This is a genomic window from Bradyrhizobium sp. Tv2a-2, from assembly GCF_000472425.1.
GTDB lineage: Bacteria > Pseudomonadota > Alphaproteobacteria > Rhizobiales > Xanthobacteraceae > Bradyrhizobium.
In genome coordinates, this window is sequence record NZ_AXAI01000006.1 from 282828 (window position 1) to 300940 (window position 18113).

An 18113-nucleotide genomic window follows, 5' to 3' on the forward strand; every position below is an offset into this window, starting at 1 on the left:
CGACAGAACTCCTATGAGTTTGGCCGAGCAAAGCGTCAAAAACGACTACGACATCATCGCCGAGAGCGGCCTTTTCGATCGGGGTTTCTATCTGCGCTCGAACCCGGACGTTGCGGAGGCGTTGCTCGACCCTCTTGCCCACTTCTGTGACTATGGTTGGCGTGAGCGGCGCGATCCCGCTCCATTTTTTTCGTTGCGTTTCTATATGATCGCGGCCGGGGCAACCGAAAAGATCTCAGGCAATCCGTTCGTTCACTACATTTTGGAAGGTCGCTCGAAGGGTTTTCGAACGCGACCGGAGGCGATGGGTCCCGTAGAGCCTATTCCTCCGATCCGGGCAGCGCAGTGGAAGTCTTTGACGCCGCGGACCGAGGCCTGCGGCCTCGATGTCATCGTCCCCGTTTATCGAGGACTCGCCGACACGGCGGCTTGCATCTACTCTGTGCTGACGGCCAAAGTACAGATCTCATTCCGTCTGATTGTGGTGAACGATAAGAGTCCCGAGCCGGGAGTGACCAAGCTGCTCAACGCCTTGGCACGTCGTAAGCTGCTTCTTTACATCGAAAACATTGAAAATAAGGGGTTTGTCATCTCGGCCAACAAAGGGATGGCCGTCGACCGGGAGGCGCACAAGCTTTTGCTCAATTCAGATACGATTGTCTACGACGGGTGGCTCGATCGCATCTGTGCGCATGCCCAAAATGGCCGGGTGGGCACGATCACGCCACTGTCAAACAATGCGACGATCTTCAGCTATCCGGATCCGAACGCAAGCAACAACTATTCAATAGAACTCTCCCTGCGTGATCTGGACTTGGCCGCCTCCGTCGTGGGCCAAGGCTGCAGCGTGGAAGTCCCGACCGGCGTCGGATTTTGCATGTTCATCCACAGAGATTGCTATGGCGAGGTTGGAGAACTGGATGCCGAGACATTCGCCAAGGGATACGGCGAGGAGAATGATTTCTGCATTCGGGCAACGCAGATGGGATGGAAGAATGTTGCTGCGACCGATGTGCTGGTGCGGCATACCGGTGAAGTTTCGTTTGCCCTCGACGCCGCCGCGCAGCAGAAGTCGGGCTACATTTCGCTCTTAAAAAAACATCCGCGGTACGAGGCGTCGATCAAGCGCTTCGTGAGCCGGGATCCACTGAAAGCAGTCCGGCAAAGGCTCGATCTGGCCAGGCTCTCGTTTGCCCTGGATCGGGATAACGTGCTCTTGCTGATCTCTCATAATCAGGGTGGCGGCATCGACACCCATATCAAACAGCATTGCGAGATGCTTGACGGTGATTTCGGCGTGCTGGCTCTCACCCCCAATCGGATCAAGTCAGGTGAGTACGCGCTTAATCTGCAAAGGAATCCGCTCTACCTTCCTAATCTTGGAGCCCTCAACGAAAGCGAGCTTCTCAAGTCACTCGAGGTGCTGTTCAAGGACAAGCGCAATTGCGTGGTTCATTTGCATAGCGCGGTCGGATTCAACATCAAGAAGCTTGCGTCTGTTCTTCGGGCTCTCAGGAGCTGGGGGGTGAGGATTGTGAGTACCATCCACGATTATTCTCCGATCTGTCCCCGGAACCAGTTGATTGACGACTCTGAGGATTATTGTGGTCTCCCGGGGCCCGTGGAGTGCAACGCTTGCGCCAGGATCGGCCTTTCGACGAGCCGCGTACAGGAGTTTTCGAGTATTGCGACTTATAGAGCCGGTTATCTTGAGTTGCTTGGCTGCGCGGAGCGGACCTTCGTGCCGTCCGAAGACGCCCGCACGCGGCTTCAGCCTTTTCTTCGGACCATCTCGATAGAAACCAAGCCCCATCTGGAGCCCACACCGAAGCGGGGCAAGCAGCGGCGCTGGCGAGTGAGAAGTGCATCGCGGTCGAAAGAGATACTTCGCGTGGGTGTGATCGGCGCGATCGGCCCTCACAAGGGCTCATCGGTCCTGTTTGGTTGTGCGTCGGATGCCATGCGCCGCGAGCTGGAGCTGGACTTTCGGGTGATAGGCTATACCGACATTGACGATCGTCTGCGAAAGCTCAACGTCTCCATTACGGGCCCCTATTACTCCCAGGAGGCGCTTCAAACCGAAATCGAAGATTATGCGCCCGACATTGCATTCTTCCCTTCGGTCTGGCCCGAAACCTATCTTTACACGCTGTCGGATGCATTCAATCACCGGCTTTTTCCAGTCGCATTTGATATCGGCGCTCCTGCGGAGCGCATCAGCGAGGCCGGGTGGGGCGCGCTGATCGACTTCAATGAGCGCTTCAATTTCAGTTTCATCAATGACAGTCTGCTGGAGCTGCGGACTGAAAAGGAGAATGGCGCTCCAAGCATGCGGCGCATAACGGAGAACCCGGCGCACTATTATGGCTATCCGACGGGGGTAGGGGACGGCGGCAAGCCGGCATTGCCCACCATCGTCGACAGGGCGTCATAGGCTCTGGTCCGTCAAGGATCGCAGAGCGATCTTGGACGGCGCGTAGGGTTTGATGCCCGCGTTCATTCGACTTTCGACAAAGTCGAGAAATGCGTTCGGGTCGGCAACCGGCGCCTGGGGCAGATCCCAGAATGCATAATTCCACCACTTGACGCGCAGCATTCGCTCGATGGTCGTATCATCAAAACGCATGCTTTTCACGCGCGCTGGATTGCCGGCAACGATGGAAAACGCCGGCACATCCTTCGTGATCACAGCGCCGGCGCCGATTACGGCGCCATCTCCGATGGTCACGCCCTGCACGAGAAAGGCACCATGGCCGATGTAAACGTCATTGCCGATGGTCGTCATCCTTGGCGCAATGTAGGGGGCATTTGTCTTGTAGCTTGCGGCCTCCGGTAGCGAGAAATTCAACACCGCCTCGTAGCGCTGGTAGAATACCGGCGACGTGCTGGCCCATCGCACTGGATGGCTGCCGCGCCCCACCTGAACCTGTTCGCCGATCGAAACATAGCGCCCGATTGCTGCTCCGAAATAATAGCCGCTGACCGCATAGGAGAAGGCACCGAGGCGCAGGCTATGCTCGGCTCGCATCCATTTTATGCTGCAAGGCGGCTCGAAGACGGTATCAGCCGGAAGATCGAAAACACCGGCATGCAGGGTCGAAATCCGGGCCTCCTGCAGTTTCGACCTCAGGGCGCTGTCTATTCTGACCATTGCCTTCCTTGTTCAATTCCCGCGAAATAATCTACAAGCCAAGATGCATGATTGGTTCAGCAAAGTAAAAACCGTAATAATTTCTGTGCAAACTATGACAGCGTGGGGCAGGCCGGCGGCGGCGTCTCGGCCCGTCTGGCTCGCTCAAGAGAGGTCTTGTCGGTGAGCAGCCGGATCGCGCCAGGTTGGATGGGGTGAGTGGGAGTTCTATGCGCATTCCGAAAGAGGTCTACGATTTAAAGAACGTTCACATTGAACAATTGCGCCCTTACCTCATTCCGTCAAAGAAGCGTCTGCGCCCCCGACGTTGCAAAAAGATCATATTCTTGTGCTTCACGAACAGATCCGGGTCGAACTTTCTGGCAGAACTGCTTGGCTCGACAAAGCAGGTCAATATTGCGGGTGAGTTCCTGAACTTCGATACGGCTTTAACTCATATTCGAAAAGGCGATCTCAGCAGTTTCTATGATTACTTTGTCGGCTTGGCTGATACGCTGAGCGTCAACGGTAATTTTGCCTGCAAGATTGCGATTACGCAGATAGCGCTCATTCAGCAGGCCGGTCTGCTCGATGACCTGATGCCCAATTCCAGATTTGTTGTTTCCGAACGCGCCGACCTGCTGGGCCAGGCCATCTCGCTGGAAATCGCGTCGCGAACCGGCCAGTGGACGTCTTACATGCAGCCAACCGGCGCGGTGGCGGAGGCCGACTTCAACCACAACAGGTTGGAGATGATCATTCGCAACCTTGCCCGCGAACAAGAGTTATTTCGGCTATTTTTCGCAATCAACGGGCTTGATCATTTTCCGGTCGGTTACGAGCAGCTGACGTCCCACACGGAAACCGTCATGCGGATGCTATGCGAGTGGCTTGAAATGCAGGCGCCGCCTGACTGTTTTGAGCGAACCAGCACGCAAAGACAATCTGATTCCGTGAACAACGCCTGGAGGAGCCGATTCCTCGGCGTCAGCGCGCAATTATGACAGTTAAATCCGCAGTTTTCCTCTTACTCACGGTGCTCGGCCTATCGATCGCGGCGAAAGCCGCCAGGTGCGAGCCGGTTTTTGACCCGCCGACCGAGAAGCTCTCAATCCATCCGGTTGAGCAACACGGCGAATTGTATGGAGCAGCACGAGAGTCAGCAGCTTGGCACGTGGCGCAGTGGAATAATCCGAGCGGTGATATCGCGGATTTCAAAGACGGTCGGGCCTCAAACGATGGCCTGGTTGTCGAGATCGATTACGGCGCGCCTCCGCATTTCAAGATCACGCAAAACGGCGAGCAGCTTCGCTGTGAGGGAAGCGGAACGCCGCTCGAATTCGATGGATTCATCGGATCCAACACCAAGGGAAACAACCCGGGTTTGCCGGCGGCGGAGCATGACAATATCATGTCCGTACCGCTTTCGAAGATTGGCTCGCTTACTCAAGAGATCGGCCTGAAGTTGAATCAGGCCAGTCTGGTCGGCAGCTCGAGATGCGCGGTTTCGAAATCGTTGTCGATCGTCTGTGTGGTTTTTACCAACAGAGTGTCCAAGCAGGTGTTTTTCTACCAGATCTCGCTTTTTGGATTTAACCTCAGTCCAAAGTCGTTCTGGTGGGCGAGAGGCCGTCCCAACGGCCGTTTCGGATACAATCAGGTGACCGATACTGCTCCGAAGCCTTGGGCTGTCGGTGACAGCCGCAAGCTCAAGCTCGACATCCTCCCCGCCGTCCAGAGCCTGATTGCCACAAGCGGCGTTGGCATCGATCCGAACTTGGACAACTGGTTCCTGTCGGCTGCCTATTTCGGCAACACGCTTTATGGACAGGTCCGTCTCGAAACGGAATGGAGTTCCTACAGCCTGCAAGCCGTGCTCAAGTGATCGGGATGCCTGGGCGGTCGGGACCGCGACTCGCGGCGGCATGGGCTTCACAGCGGCGCAGCAAGTTGCGTGGGAGCACCGGCAGATCTCAAGGTTTTGCCGACGTATGCAGCTGGTCTATTCAGCGATAGGAAACTGCCGACGCCGACACCGTTACGTGGCCGCGTCCAGCGCCTGCTCGACGTAGTCGCAAATACCGTGGGCGACCGTCAGATGAACTTGCTGGATGACAGCCGTCTCGTCCACGGGCGCAATCAGGAGGTGATCGCAATCCTGCCCCATGGCCTGGCCCCTGCTGCCGGTGAAGCCGACGGTGACAAGTCCGCGCTTGCGTGCGGTGCGCAAGGCCGCAAGGATGCTCGGCGAGCGGCCGGAGGTCGACAGCGCCAGCAGCACATCGCCAGGCCGTCCCAAGCCCTCGACCTGGCGCTCGAACACCCGATCGTAGCCATAGTCATTGGCGATCGCCGTCAGCGCCGAGGTGTCCGTGGTGAGTGCCAGCGCCGGATACGCCGACCGCTCGCGCTTGTAGCGGCCGACGATTTCGGCGGCGATGTGCTGAGCGTCACCGGCGCTGCCGCCATTGCCGATGATCAGAAGCTTGTTGCCGGCGACAAGTGCTCCGACGATGGTCTCTGCCACCTTGCGTGCACAGTCGAGCATCGCAGTATCCTGCGTCGCGCGCTCAAGCGCCACCAGGGATCGTTTCAGATGCGCGTCGATCAGGTCTGTGATTGGTTCGCTCAAGACTCACCGCAGGGGCTGTAGCGTGTCTTGCTACTTGTGACGCCTCCATTAGGCAAGATAGGCAACCCGTTGCCGTCGGATACCTTCCCAGGGCGCTCTGCGCTCATCAAACAAATGAAATAAGATTCATTCATTGGGAGCTCCGCAGGCGCGACCGGGCGTTGCGAAGTGTCTGACAATCAGGCCTACGTCATGACGTGTCGAGCACACAGGAAAGGCGACGGGCAGGGCTGGCGACGCACGACCAGCCGTTTCAGCGTCAATTGCTCATTCAGTATCGAACTGCTTCCGCAGTTCTTCAATCAGTTGCGGCAACATCTCTCGGTATGCAGCGGCGGTCTTCGACGAGACCGAACCTGGGGCGAACGTGATCATGGCGTTCCAAGGCCTGAAGCCGTAAACGGTGATGGATACCCCGTTCTGAGGGAAACCCGCGATCTTCTGAAGTCCGGCAAGGATGACGTCTTGGAGGTGCTCAGGCGTGACAGTCCGCTTAGCGGTAGGCTCCTGTACTGGAGCATTGCTAGAGATTTCGGCATCTCTGGGTGACTTGCTCGGCGTCTCGTTTTGAACTGTGGAAATGCGCGTAGCCTCGTGAGAAGTGTTCCTCGGGCTAAGCGCTCGAGCGAGCTTCCCCATAAGGCCTTCGACTTCTCCTTCAGCCGTCATAGCTAAGGTTCCCCGCCGTGCTGCGACGAAGCCTGCCATGTTTCTGTAAGCGTCGCTACTGCGGTGAATTCGCCTGGAGGCGCATGAGCTGCGGAACCCCAAGGGTTCCAAGCGAGCCGCAAACGGGGCGCGCCGCGGATGGCGCCGCGATCTCGCATAAGAGGTGCCCTGATGCTTCTATCAACGGCCTGCGGTCTGGCTGTTCGATGTGGTGACGGTACTACTGACCCAGTCATTTCGCGCTGATCGTGCCCATGGCAAGCCCGATTGCGAGCAGGATGAGCGCTGCAGCGCAGGCGTCGTGGATAGCGGTTCCGCGCCTTTTCGCGCCGGAACCCGCGGAATGCTTAGAGGCAATCTGCGGGTTAACATCACCGATCAAGATTACCGCCGACGCCGGCGTGGTGAGCGTTCTGGCTCGGCCGCCGTGGGGGCTCACACCTCAGCTTTGCAAGCGGCGCCTACTTTGGCTCTTCGCCATTTTGGGCGGCGTTCGTGTGACCGGCACGCAACTTGTCGCAGTCCAACAAATAATTTGCAATTGAAAATTGGCAGCGCTTATCGGATGCTTGGCGTGCAGACTGTATTTATTGAGATGACAATGCCGCTTCCGCACATTGAGTCCGGCCATTGTAACGTCAATCTCACGCCGTCACCGATTGAACCATCCTGGATCATCGAAGGTAATCCAGAGGCCCGCTCGTACCTGTTGTCGGCAAGCGCCGACGGAGCCGCGACGACCCTGATCTGGTCCTGCACCGCGGGCAAGTTCAATTGGTACTACGATGTCGACGAGACCACCGTGATCCTGGAAGGATCGATTGTACTGGAAAGCGACGGCATGCCGCCGAAGCGCTATGGCGTCGGTGACGTGATCCTTTTCCGTAGCGGCGCGCGCGCGAAATGGTACGTTGAGGATTATGTGAAGAAGGTCGCTTTTTTGCGCCAGACCAATCCGCTCGGGTTCACCTTCGTGGTCCGCGCCGTCAACAGGCTCAATCAAATGCTCTTCAGGCTGTCCAGGGGACAGCTGCTGAGATTTTAGTCGACGGCGAGATCATTTGATCTATCACCAACAGTTTGCGCGCGGGAAGCCAAGATGGATTTTATCAAGCCAACTTTCTGGCGAATAGAAGCTCACGATCTCCCGGCTCTCCGGCCTGACGTCGGGCAGGTTGTTTTCCGGCGCTTTGGCTTGGCGGAGTAGGTTCCGAGCGTGTTTAGGCTCTTGCTGAGGCTTGGTCCTTTCGCGCACTGCACTTTCCTCCCTGATATTTGTTTCGCAGACCGCTCGGCCTTACCGGTGCTGCCATCATTCTTGGGCAACTGATTACGCCAGCCATAAAGGCAATGGCGGGCCGGAGCGTCAATCACTGGCACCGCGCTAGTCCGGCAATAAAAGACTTGACAAGCAGGGCGTCCAGCCGCGTGCGACCTCGATTGCGGCCGGCGGGGACCGCCCCATCGCGGTCTGCGGATCAGGAGGCGTGAGCGTGATGTCTCAGGCTGGCAAGAGCCCGTACTGGATCCCAGAGAACGCCCGTGGAAGGGGCGCGAGCAACGCCTGGCGCAGATCTGGCTGTCAACGCAGCCAAGACGCGCCGATGGAAGACAGCCATCTAAACCCGAACCAGTCGAAGCGAGCCGACCGGGTGATGTCGTCCAGAGATCGGAAGCCCGCGTTCTGGAAGTCTACGTAGCTGCGCCTTCCTGCCTTCGCACAAGCTACCATGGCGTCAGCGATGCGCTTGCGCGTGTCGTGGTTGTCCTTATCAACCGGGATTTTTTTGCAGACATGTTCTAATGCAGCCGTCATGTTGGCCATGGTGTTTTGGTCAAACTCGATCAGCATGGTCGCGCAGCCGCTCTACTGGCCGCTCGTACCAACAAGCTTCCAATCCACCAGATCAAAGCTTCCGCTCCGTTCGTATGCGGTCTGGCCGCGGCTTTCGCATGTGACGCTTCCCGATTGCTCTGCCTCATGCCGAACCGCTGCCCACGCGCGCACCCATCCAGGCGCCTTTCGAGTTTTGGTGCCACCGCCGGTTTGGTGTCGCTTTCTCCGTCAGACTGTTCCCGATTCGCGACCATTCTTCGCAAGAAAGCAGTATCGATATTTTGCAATTCAGCAGGAACGTGAATGAAGCGAGCAAAATGCTTCTCGCAGGCCCGTAGGTAGCTTGGTAGCGAAGCGAAAAAATCCAAGTTAATTGACATGTTCGCGCGGGTAGAAGCCGCCGAGGCCTGTCGACCATCGTTTGGCCGTTCACCGCCGGAGGCGGGACAGAGACCATCTGATTTCGTCAGCGATCAAAAGGGTAAAGCACAGTGCGTCAAACGCCAGCACCATATCAAGGATCGTATCCAGCATGGACGTCTCCCGGTGGCATTGTTTGTCGAAAAGATAGCAACCCCGTCGCGATTGTTCGTCCAGTGGTTTTCAACTGCCAATAATAACGGGGATAGCGAGTCTCCCACTCGACCAGCCGCCCCCGAGAAAAGGCGGGGGGCGTTACGCAGTCGCTTCTCGCGACTGCCGGATTGGCCACCGGTTCAGCCGCATTCCGATGCGGACCCTGGACCTCAGGTGGTTAACGATTGGTTAATGACTGCAGACTTAGGATTCAGGGGGCATCGGAACGAGCTTCGCGCCGTTCGATCGTGTAGGTGCTCGCGACATGGCTCTTGATCCAATCCGTCGTGGTACGGGCGGATAGTCCAGCGCTTACGTGCAGGCCTTCTGATCAGAGTTCGACGGCGTTTCGAAACAGATCGGGACCAATCTGCCCGTGCTCAAAGGGCACGAAGAAGGTTCGGTCCGGCCGGTGGGCGCGTCCGCGTCGATCGCGTTGCCCTTGATTGGGTCGGCCAAGCCGGCTTAGTCTGTGTCGTTTGGATTGAAAATACTTATCAGCGGCGCGTTCATTGTTCTGCCGCGTGGGCGAGCTGTTCAGCCCATGGAGCCGATTTTGAGAGACAGATCGCCAGAGGATCAAGAACTAACTACCATGCTGCTCGCCCGAGCGTTCGATCTGGCGTGGGAACGCTACTACACGGCCGGTCAGGAACAGACCTTATCGAAGGAGGTCGCAAGACGTCAGCTCGCCGCTTTCCTTGTTGAAATGTTGAAAAGCGGGGTCAGAGAGGAAGAACCTTTGGCCGCGTGCGGCGTACTTCACCTGATCTCCCTGACACCCGGACAATGATAATGTGGCGCCGAACTCACAGCAATCGGGATTTCGGGGACTTCTGGGGTATCAGGAAGATCGGCACCCTGACGCAAATTGCGAATCAGCCCAATCTCAAGGAAGCTTGATGCGGGGTAGCCAGCTAGCGCATTGTCAAAGGAGATTGCGCGATGGCGGGGATTTTACAGTCATATAGTTTGCAGCCATGCATTGTTTGTTGTTTAGGCCGACGGCTCATTGGTGTCGAACCGCTGACCAGAGATTACGAACTACAGATATTGGAATGTCCCGAGTGTGAGAGCGTGGTTCGTCTGGTTCAGAGGCAGACCGGCCGCACGAAGCTCAGCGGTCGCAATGCGCCGGGAAGAAGGTCGGCTACACCTTATTGGAATGGGGTCCGGATACCGGCCTCGGCGTGCTAAGCAGGTAACGAAACTGATCCGCGGCAGTCTCTGCCGCCGAACGAACGAAAGCTCGAGGCTTGTTGCGCCGCCGACGTGAGAGCGCCGGCGGCCTTTTTGTCCCGCGTCTGCGGAGTGCCCAAAAGTCTTGTCTCCGGAGCCGGATCAGCAACACAAAATCCGGAAGAGTCCGCCTGCTGCCTTTTGATGCTTCGATTCGAGTGAGCCTGACGGAACGTGCGGGCTTCGGTCGCCACCAGCTTACGTTGACTGATCCGGCTCCGCCTTGTCATGCCACACGACCATGGCGCATTTGCCGCAACCGAAGACCCAAGCCGGCTTGCCGCTCTGTGTTCTAAGGAGCACGGCGCCCAGCTTTGTCTTGGTTCCACAGCGGGGACATGGCGGTGGATCCTGTCGCCTCTGCTTGTCGCTCATCCTTCCTGCCGCCTCCGGGGCATGAGACTGGCGGCACACGCGGTTGCCGTGCCCATGACCAACAAGGACCAGCTTGACAGTCAAAATATTCCCGGCGCCTGCAGCAATGCGGCAGATTGGCACGCGACGCTCTGCGTTCACTTCTGAACAGAACGGCCGAGCATTCGAAGCCGGAGGGTGTGGTCGGTTTTTTTTAGCGACCGGCCACGACTTGTGAGCCAGTTTACATCTGATAGGCGCGGGATCTGCTACACCGCAAGGGCTGGGGATTTCAGGGGCCCAGCAACAGGCGCCGGCGGGACACCACATTTCGAGCCCGACGGCGCACGTTTTTTGACGCTCATTTGCCCGGCCCTTTTGGGCGCCCCCCAATCATCTCCTCGATTTGACTGATCGTGAAGTCGGCAGACCTTGCGCCAACCTCACCCGAACGCAGATAAGACGAAGCGGCGTTTCGCCGCTGGCATGCCGCATAAGCGGTGCCAGCTCGTGCATCCTTCCTCCCGTGTTGTTTACGCGGAGGCGTTCCGGATGTTGCGAGCGGGCCGCTGTGGCTCGAACTCATCAGCTGCACAGAACCAACGTTCGTGCGTTTGAATCGTTTTGACTGTGCGAGCGCTCATCCCTTTAACAAGGCTGAGAAGGAGATGGTACATGGCCTCGGCTCTTGCAGGTACTTTCGTCATTCTGAGCATCGGTATTCTTATGGCCCACGCGATGGACGCGTTTCGCTCGGGTTCGTGATCGGGCGTAGCTGCCGAGATCGCTGTATGGAAGCCGATCAGAAAGACAATTCGAAGATTCTGTGCTTTCGTCCGCGGACATTTGGCAGCCGTGATCGCAAGGACAAGACTCGCTTTGAAGAGGACATTTGTCGGCTGCTCGACCTCTCGCGATTTGAAATGCGCCGCGAGTGTCCAGACGACTTTCGCAAGAGAATGGTCGCCAATCTTGCGGCTCTGGTTCTGCTGACGACTTTTGCGGCTCTAGCCGCCGTCGATGTTTACGACATTGCCCGAATAGAGCGATGCGCTCAGCCCTTGGAGTGCGTGATCTCGGGTTATCATTAGGTCGGCTTAGCGTTGTTTTGGGCTAGCCGTCTCCGGCACGTCGGGGCGGGACATGCCCAGACGACCCAGCTGATCAGGCATTCTGGAAATCCCTGCATCGCGCCAAATTCCCTGTTCTTACGCAGTTTCGTTCCCTGCTCGCGTCGGGAGTTAGGGCTATAGAGCATTAATTAATTGAAATATTTGATCTTTTTCTGGGGCGCAGCTCCATTTGAGCGGCTGGTTAACCTGCATGCTGCTCCAAATTCCCCGTTCCGTTGACGACGATGGCGGACCGCGCCGGCCGCGAGTTGCACGGGCGACCGGAGTGGGGCAAAGCTGCCGTGCGAGAGAAGCAAGGCAGGGAATGGAATGTTACTGGTGACCGGCGGCGCCGGTTTTATCGGCTCCAATGTCGTGGCGGCGCTCAATGATGCCGGCCGGACCGACGTGGCGGTGTGCGATGTGCTCGGCAGCGAAGGCAAGTGGCGAAACCTCGCCAAGCGCCAGCTCGCCGCCTTCGTAGCCCCGTCCGAACTGGATGGCTGGCTGAAGGGGAGGCGGCTTGACGCCGTCATTCATCTCGGCGCGATCTCCTCGACGACGGCAACCGATGGTGACGAGGTCATCGAGACCAATTTCAATGTCTCCATGCGTCTGCTCGACTGGTGCACCGAGACCGCGACACCCCTGATCTATGCATCGTCCGCCGCGACCTATGGCGATGGCGCGGCCGGCTTTGGCGACGAGCAGTCGCTGACGGCGCTCAAGCGCCTCCGCCCAATGAACCTCTACGGCTGGAGCAAGCATCTGTTCGACATGGCCGTGGTGGCGCGCGACGAGCGGGGCGCGAAACTGCCGCCGCAATGGGCAGGGCTCAAATTCTTCAACGTGTTCGGCCCCAACGAATACCACAAGGGGACGATGGCGAGCGTGCTGGCGCGCCGCTTCGACGACATCAGGGACGGCCGCACCGTGCAGCTGTTCAAGTCGCATCGCGACGGCATCGCCGACGGCGATCAGCGGCGCGATTTCATCTATGTCGACGACGTCGTGCGGGTGATGATGTGGCTGCTCGCCACGCCCTCCGTGTCGGGCCTTTTCAATGTCGGCACCGGCAAGGCGCGCAGCTTCAAGGACATGATGCTGGCGGCCTTTGCGGCGCTCGGGAAAAAGCCGGACATCGACTATATCGACATGCCCGCGGAGATCCGCGACAGCTACCAATACTTCACGGAGAGCAGGGTCGATCGGCTGTGTGCGGCTGGCTACAATGGCGGCTTCACGGCGCTCGAGGATGCCGTCAGCCACTATGTCAAAGGCTATTTGGCAGCCGCCGACCGCTTCCGCTAAGAGCATTTTCGAGCGAAGTGGACACCGGTTCGCGTGAAGAAAACGTGTAAAAACAGGAATCGAGAGCTTCGGTTCTGATTCAATCAGAACCCAAAAAGCTCCAGGCGCAGTTCGCGGGAGGAGCCTAGTTAAGATGCGTCGCGCCGGCCGTATCGAACAAGTCGCGCCGGCCTGAGATCGCGAGGTTCCGCAACTCGCCGAGGGTGCCTCGGGCCGCTTCGCAATGGCTACACCTGACAACGGTGGAGGCGGGCGCCAGCTCTCCGTGATCGATGATCACACCGACGCTATCGCATTTGGCACAAACAAGCTGAAAAGTCATGGTCAATCCAAAAAGGCGCTACTCAATCAATCAAATTAAGCAATTTGCGTGCCGGGTCGCGGCGGTCTCAGTCCTTACATCATCGCCTGTGCGTTACAAAGAAATGACGATCTTAACCTAACCGTTTAAGATTACCGGTGGGTTGCCCGGAAAGATTAGCGGCCGCCGGCCGGTGGCTTGGGAATGTCATTCGGCTGGAGCCGGCGGTTCGCCCGCAAAGGCGCGCGCGATCAGGTCGCGGATCGTCTCGCGCTCGAGCGGACGGGGATTCCAATAGGCATTGGTGACGGCAAGGTCGGCCGCCTGGTCGATACCGTCATCGGGCATGCCGATGTCGCGCAGCGCAAGTTTTGCATTGAGCCTGCGGGCGAGATCATGGATCCCCCACGCGGCGTCACCGGCACCAAGCGCTCGCGCAATCCGCTGCATCGCCTCGGGCGCGGCCGGCGCGTTATAGGCCAGCGCATGCGGCAGGACGATGGTGTGGGTTTCCGCATGCGGCAGGTCGAACGTGCCCCCGAGGGTATGGCAGAGCTTGTGATGCAGGGACATGCCGACGGCGCCGAGGCAAACCGCGCACAGCCAGGCGCCATAGAGCGCCTCGGTGCGGGCCTCGCGGTCGTCGGGCTTTGCCGCGATCGCGGGCAGCGCGTGAGCAAGCGCGCGGATGCCTTCTTCCGCCATCAGCGCGATCACGGGATTGCCGTCGCGGGCATAGAGCGCCTCCGCCGCATGCGCGATTGCATTGATGCCGGACGTCGCGGCGAGGTGAGGCGCCAACGAGAGCGTGAGATCGACGTCGTAGATCACGCTCTCCGGCAGCACGGCGATGTTGCGCACCGTGGTCTTCAGCCCGTCCTTGGTCTCGCCGAGAACGGGCGTCATCTCCGAGCCGGCATAGGTCGTGGGGATGCAGAGCTGGTTGACCCCGGTGCGCAGCGCGAGCGCCTTGCCGAGCCCGGTGGTCGAGCCGCCGCCGAGCGCAACCACGCAATCCGCGTTGCATTCCTTCAACGCCGTGAGCGCCCGCTCGGTCACCGCGACCGGCGTGTGCATCACGGCGCCCGGGAAAATGCCTGCGAACAAGGGACCGAGCGCGGCGCCGAGCCTGCGCCCCTTGTCGTCCTGCCGCGGTGTGGTCAGCACCAGCGCGCGCTTGCCGCCAAACCGCTCGATCTCGCTTGCCGCCGCACTGAGCGTGCCGCTGCCGAACACGACGCGGCAGGGTAGGTTCTCGAAGCAGAAGTTTCCAATCACGGGTGCGCGCCTTATGGCTGGGATTCGACCATGCCGATGTCACGGCGTGTCGGCGGAGCGCTATTTTGCCCTACGAGCGGCAGAAATAAAGGCCAGGCACGAAATTAACCCGCCATTATCATCCGTGTTCAAGCCCCCGGTGCACGCGCGGCCGAACGCTCTGACGTGTTGCGATGGAGTTTGGGCCGCAGCGCGGCAAGGTCGATGAACGCGTCAGACTGACGCCTCAGCTCGTCGGCAATCATCGGCGGTTGGCTCGAAATCGTCGAGACCACGGTAACCCGAACGCCGCGCCGCTGCACGGCTTCGACCAGCGAGCGGAGGTCGCCGTCACCGGAGAACAACACCATCTGATCGAATTGTCTTGCGAGCCCCATCGCATCCACCGCGAGTTCGATATTCATGTTGCTCCTTATCTTGCGCCGACCACTCGTGTCGTGGAACTCCCTGGCAGTCTTGGTGACGACCGTGTAGCCATTGTAGTCGAGCCAATCGACCAGCGGACGAAACGAACAGTTCGTCTGATCCTCGGAGATGGTGGTGTAGTAGAACGCGCGCAACACTGATCCGAGGCGTTGGAATTCCCCGAGCAGGCGCTTGAAGTCTATCTCGAAACCGAGTGCCTTGGACGTTGCATGGAGATTGGGACCATCAATAAAGAGCCCGATCCTGGACGATGGCTGGGATGCTGCCATTTACTTCCTTTTCAAATTTCTTAAACTGAAGAAGTGTTGATCAAATCGAATGCGTCGATGGCAACTTTGGGGATGTGCTGTTTCGCGCATTGTTATCTTGAGCCAATTGTTTGACTTTTAGTGCCTACCTCGCGACCCTACGACAGGGCGGTAATTGGCATGAGCTTTCCCAGAAAGTCACCGCTACACGCAGTTCCAAGTGCAACCGGGGCTCTTGCGCGAATGGCATGCACAAGACTGCACGCCGCTGGCTTGCCGGTGGCCCCCTTGTTGGAAAAGGCAGGTCTGACTGCAGGCGAAGTTGAAGACCCCGGTCGCCGGATCGAGGTTTCGGCCCAGGTTAAGTTCTTGAAGCTTGCAGCCGATGCGCTGCAAGACGATCTTCTTGGATTTCGCCTATCCCAGAGTTTTGATCTGCGCGAGACCGGGCTGCTCTACTATATTCTGTCGTCGTCCGACAGCTTCGCGGATGCGATGAGCAACACCGAACGTTACACACGCATCGTCAACGAGGGCATTGAGCTCAAATTTGAGGCCAGCGGCGCGGTCATCACAGTTGACTATGTGGGCGTGGAGCGCCTTTCTGACCGGCATCAATTTGAATTTTGGCTGTTTTCGATCGTACGTATGTGCCGACAGATCACCGGAACGCGGCTTGCGCCGCGACGATTTAGTTTCAGGCATCGCCGCGAGTCGACGCCACCAGAGTGCCGCGCGTTTTTGGGGTGCGAGGTGACATACGGCGCGAATGTTGACGAAATCGTTCTTCCTGCGCAGGTGAACGTGCTGCCGATTGTCGGCACCGATCGATACCTGCACGAGATGCTTTTGCGATACGCGGAGGAAGCCTTGGCAGGTCGGACGCCGGAACGAACCGGCCTTCGCTCGAGGGTGGAACATACGATCGGTCCCCTGCTTCCGCATGGAAAAGCCAAGGCGTCAACCGTCGCAAAGGAGCTTGGCGTAAGCCATCGCACCCTTGCACGCTCATTGGCAGCGGAAGGACTGACTTTCTCCGGGATACTGGATCAGAGCAAAGCCGATCTTGCTAAGTCGTATTTGACTCACGGCGATCTGTCGATTTCCCAAATTGCTTGGCTGCTGGGTTATCGGGAAGTGAGTACCTTCACGCACGCGTTCAAGCGTTGGTATGGAATCACTCCCACCGAACTGCGTGCCGGTGCGGGGACCGCAACGACCGCTTGATTTGTTCCAGAGACCGCTGCGCGGCGGTCCCTTGGTTCACTAGCGGTATGACTTCTGCCTCTGGCCACAAGCTGTCATGGCCCACTGCATGCAAATTACTCAGCGCGATGCAGGCCAACTTTGTAGCGCCATCTCTGCGACCTGAAGCAGATCCTTGCGGCTTGATCCAGCGGCCGCCAGCACGGCCATCCCGTAAAGGACAGCCGAAAGGTAACGGGCAAGGGCCGCCGGATTGCTGTCGGCGGGCAAGTCGCCTTCGGCCTTTGCCCGCTTGAGGCGCTCCCGGATGGCGTGCTCACCAGCCGTCCGGTTTGCGTTCAACGTCCGGCGGATCGGGTCTGCTTCGTCCCCGCAAACCAGGGCGCTCTGCACGCCAAGGCAACCGGCCGGATTTCTCCTGTCGCCGAAGATGTTTGCAGCACCAATCAGCAGCTCTCGGGCGAGTTCCCCCGCCGTCGGTGCGTTCAGTGCCTTTGGCCTGTAGGTCACTACCTTGGTTTCGTAACGTTTCAGTACTGTTCGAAACAACGCCTCCTTGTTGCCGAAAGCAGCATAAAGGCTTGGACGCGTGATACCCATGGTCTCCGTCAAGTCGGAGAGCGATGTTCCCTCGTAACCCTTCTGCCAGAACAATTCCATTGCACGATCGAGAGCTTGTTCAGTGTCGAACTCGCGCGGCCGGCCAGTTGCCATCAGCGGGATTCCTCTTCTAGACCGATCAGTAAATAATTGACTTGACAGCCGCTGTCCACTCGGAAGTATATGTACCGATCGATATGGAAGCCGCTTTTGGAGGCCAAGCCGTGCTTACTTCTTTCCACCGCGTCATCTTTGATGCTGTCCTTTCGGCGGCAGTGCTGGTCCTCCCGCTGATCGCAACCAGCCCGGCCGCTGCCGAGGTCAAGCCTTGGCCCGCAAGCTTTCGTGCGCAGCAGATGCCAGTTACTGGCGGCACGCAATACGTCCGTGTCGGCGGTGAAGGTCCGGCCGTGCTGCTGCTGCACGGTTTCGGAGACACCGGAGACATGTGGGAGCCGCTCGCCGAGATCCTGGTCAAAGACCACACGGTGATTATCCCCGATTTGCGCGGCATGGGCCTGTCATCGCATCCGGAAGGCGGTTACGAAAAGCTCGCCCAAGGGCGTGACATAGCCGCGATCCTCGGCCAGTTGAAGATTCAAAAGGTCGCGCTTGTCACCCATGATATCGGCAACATGGTCGGCTATGCCCTGGCGGCCCAATATCCTGAGCGGATCACCAAATGGGTCGTTATCGACGCGCCGCTTCCCGGGCTCGGCACCTGGTACTCTCTATTGAGCAATCCCAAGGTCTGGCACTTCAATTTCCGCGGTCCCGACGTGGAACGCCTGGTCGCTGGCCGCGAGCGCATTCTGCTTGATCGCTTCTACAATGATCTGTCGGCCAATCCTGCGGCGATCGACGAGCAGACCCGCGACTATTATGCGGCGCTCTATGCCCGTCCGAACGCGATCCACGACGCTTTCAGCGGGCAGTTCGCGGCCTTCGCGCAAGATGCCGAGGACAACAGGGCTCTGTTCGCGAAGACCGGCAAATTGCCGATGCCTGTGCTCGCGATCGGCGGCGATCACTCGTTCGGTGCATCGATGCAGTCAGAGCTCGCCTCCGTCGCGAGCAATGTCCAGGGCGCCGTCATCACCAATTCCGGCCACTGGATCATGGAGGAACAACCCCAGCAGGCAATCAGCATCATCGTTCCCTTTATCGAAAAGTGATGCTCGCCGTGCTCGACAT

General features: G+C 58.6%; 16 protein-coding genes. 9 read left to right on the plus strand and 7 right to left on the minus strand.

The genetic code is table 11. The annotated features are described in order from the left end of the window. Window positions 1–13 precede the first annotated feature (13 nt). Window positions 14–2434 (plus strand): glycosyltransferase, encoded by a 2421-nt coding sequence (locus A3AI_RS0114520; protein ID WP_024516283.1) that lies wholly within the window; start codon window positions 14–16, stop codon window positions 2432–2434. Here the strand turns inward: A3AI_RS0114520 and A3AI_RS49920 are convergent. Beyond that, entirely contained in the window at window positions 2429–3028 is a 600-nt protein-coding gene (locus tag A3AI_RS49920) for a CatB-related O-acetyltransferase (protein WP_283807231.1), read from the minus strand. The genes A3AI_RS0114520 and A3AI_RS49920 overlap by 6 nt on opposite strands. 332 nt (window positions 3029–3360) lie before the next feature. On the opposite strand from A3AI_RS49920, the gene A3AI_RS0114530 reads away from it, so the two are divergent. Both A3AI_RS0114530 and A3AI_RS0114535 read left to right on the plus strand, forming a co-directional pair. Next, window positions 3361–4134: a Stf0 family sulfotransferase gene (locus A3AI_RS0114530; protein WP_024516285.1), complete on the plus strand. Its 774-nt coding sequence runs from the start codon at window positions 3361–3363 to the stop codon at window positions 4132–4134. Then, complete coding sequence (locus tag A3AI_RS0114535; protein WP_156927780.1) at window positions 4131–5015, plus strand: hypothetical protein; 885 nt, start codon at window positions 4131–4133, stop codon at window positions 5013–5015. The genes A3AI_RS0114530 and A3AI_RS0114535 overlap by 4 nt, the downstream gene beginning before the upstream one ends. Before the next feature lie 153 nt (window positions 5016–5168). Here A3AI_RS0114535 and A3AI_RS0114540 read toward each other — a convergent pair whose 3' ends face one another. Then, on the minus strand, window positions 5169–5762 hold the full coding sequence (locus tag A3AI_RS0114540) for a D-sedoheptulose 7-phosphate isomerase (protein WP_024516287.1): 594 nt from the start codon (window positions 5760–5762) through the stop codon (window positions 5169–5171). A gap of 267 nt (window positions 5763–6029) precedes the next feature. Further along, window positions 6030–6431 carry a hypothetical protein gene (locus A3AI_RS45270; protein WP_051382401.1) on the minus strand — a complete coding sequence of 134 codons (402 nt, stop codon included), beginning with the start codon at window positions 6429–6431 and terminating at the stop codon, window positions 6030–6032. A 601-nt stretch (window positions 6432–7032) separates the two neighbouring features. Here A3AI_RS45270 and A3AI_RS0114555 point away from each other — a divergent pair. Further along, window positions 7033–7476 carry a cupin domain-containing protein gene (locus A3AI_RS0114555; protein ID WP_024516290.1) on the plus strand — a complete coding sequence of 148 codons (444 nt, stop codon included), beginning with the start codon at window positions 7033–7035 and terminating at the stop codon, window positions 7474–7476. Between the two features lie 537 nt (window positions 7477–8013). On the opposite strand, the gene A3AI_RS0114560 is transcribed toward A3AI_RS0114555, so the two are convergent. Beyond that, window positions 8014–8283, minus strand: coding sequence for a hypothetical protein (locus A3AI_RS0114560; RefSeq protein WP_024516291.1), 270 nt, complete (start codon window positions 8281–8283; stop codon window positions 8014–8016). Window positions 8284–9439: 1156 nt separating this feature from the next. On the opposite strand from A3AI_RS0114560, the gene A3AI_RS0114570 reads away from it, so the two are divergent. The 3 genes from A3AI_RS0114570 to rfaD all read left to right on the plus strand — a co-directional run bounded on the left by A3AI_RS0114570 (window position 9440) and on the right by rfaD (window position 12860). Continuing rightward, complete coding sequence (locus tag A3AI_RS0114570) at window positions 9440–9637, plus strand: hypothetical protein (protein ID WP_156927781.1); 198 nt, start codon at window positions 9440–9442, stop codon at window positions 9635–9637. Window positions 9638–11228: 1591 nt separating this feature from the next. Beyond that, window positions 11229–11528: a hypothetical protein gene (locus A3AI_RS0114580; protein ID WP_024516293.1), complete on the plus strand. Its 300-nt coding sequence runs from the start codon at window positions 11229–11231 to the stop codon at window positions 11526–11528. Between the two features lie 351 nt (window positions 11529–11879). Then, complete coding sequence (gene rfaD / locus A3AI_RS0114585; RefSeq protein ID WP_024516294.1) at window positions 11880–12860, plus strand: ADP-glyceromanno-heptose 6-epimerase; 981 nt, start codon at window positions 11880–11882, stop codon at window positions 12858–12860. Window positions 12861–13368: 508 nt separating this feature from the next. Here rfaD and A3AI_RS0114595 read toward each other — a convergent pair. Both A3AI_RS0114595 and A3AI_RS0114600 read right to left on the minus strand, forming a co-directional pair. Next, on the minus strand, window positions 13369–14439 hold the full coding sequence (locus A3AI_RS0114595) for a maleylacetate reductase (protein ID WP_024516296.1): 1071 nt from the start codon (window positions 14437–14439) through the stop codon (window positions 13369–13371). A gap of 128 nt (window positions 14440–14567) precedes the next feature. Then, window positions 14568–15134, minus strand: coding sequence for a LabA-like NYN domain-containing protein (locus A3AI_RS0114600; protein ID WP_024516297.1), 567 nt, complete (start codon window positions 15132–15134; stop codon window positions 14568–14570). A gap of 159 nt (window positions 15135–15293) precedes the next feature. Between A3AI_RS0114600 and A3AI_RS0114605 the strand changes: the two genes are divergently transcribed. After that, the gene (locus A3AI_RS0114605) at window positions 15294–16340 is read left to right on the plus strand and encodes an AraC family transcriptional regulator (RefSeq protein WP_051382402.1); all 1047 of its coding nucleotides are present in this window, start codon (window positions 15294–15296) and stop codon (window positions 16338–16340) included. Between the two features lie 99 nt (window positions 16341–16439). On the opposite strand, the gene A3AI_RS0114610 is transcribed toward A3AI_RS0114605, so the two are convergent. Then, window positions 16440–17033: a TetR/AcrR family transcriptional regulator gene (locus A3AI_RS0114610; protein ID WP_024516299.1), complete on the minus strand. Its 594-nt coding sequence runs from the start codon at window positions 17031–17033 to the stop codon at window positions 16440–16442. 110 nt (window positions 17034–17143) lie between these two features. Here A3AI_RS0114610 and A3AI_RS0114615 point away from each other — a divergent pair, with 110 nt between their 5' ends. Next, window positions 17144–18094 (plus strand): alpha/beta fold hydrolase, encoded by a 951-nt coding sequence (locus A3AI_RS0114615; protein ID WP_245286885.1) that lies wholly within the window; start codon window positions 17144–17146, stop codon window positions 18092–18094. The last annotated feature ends 19 nt before the right edge of the window (window positions 18095–18113 follow it).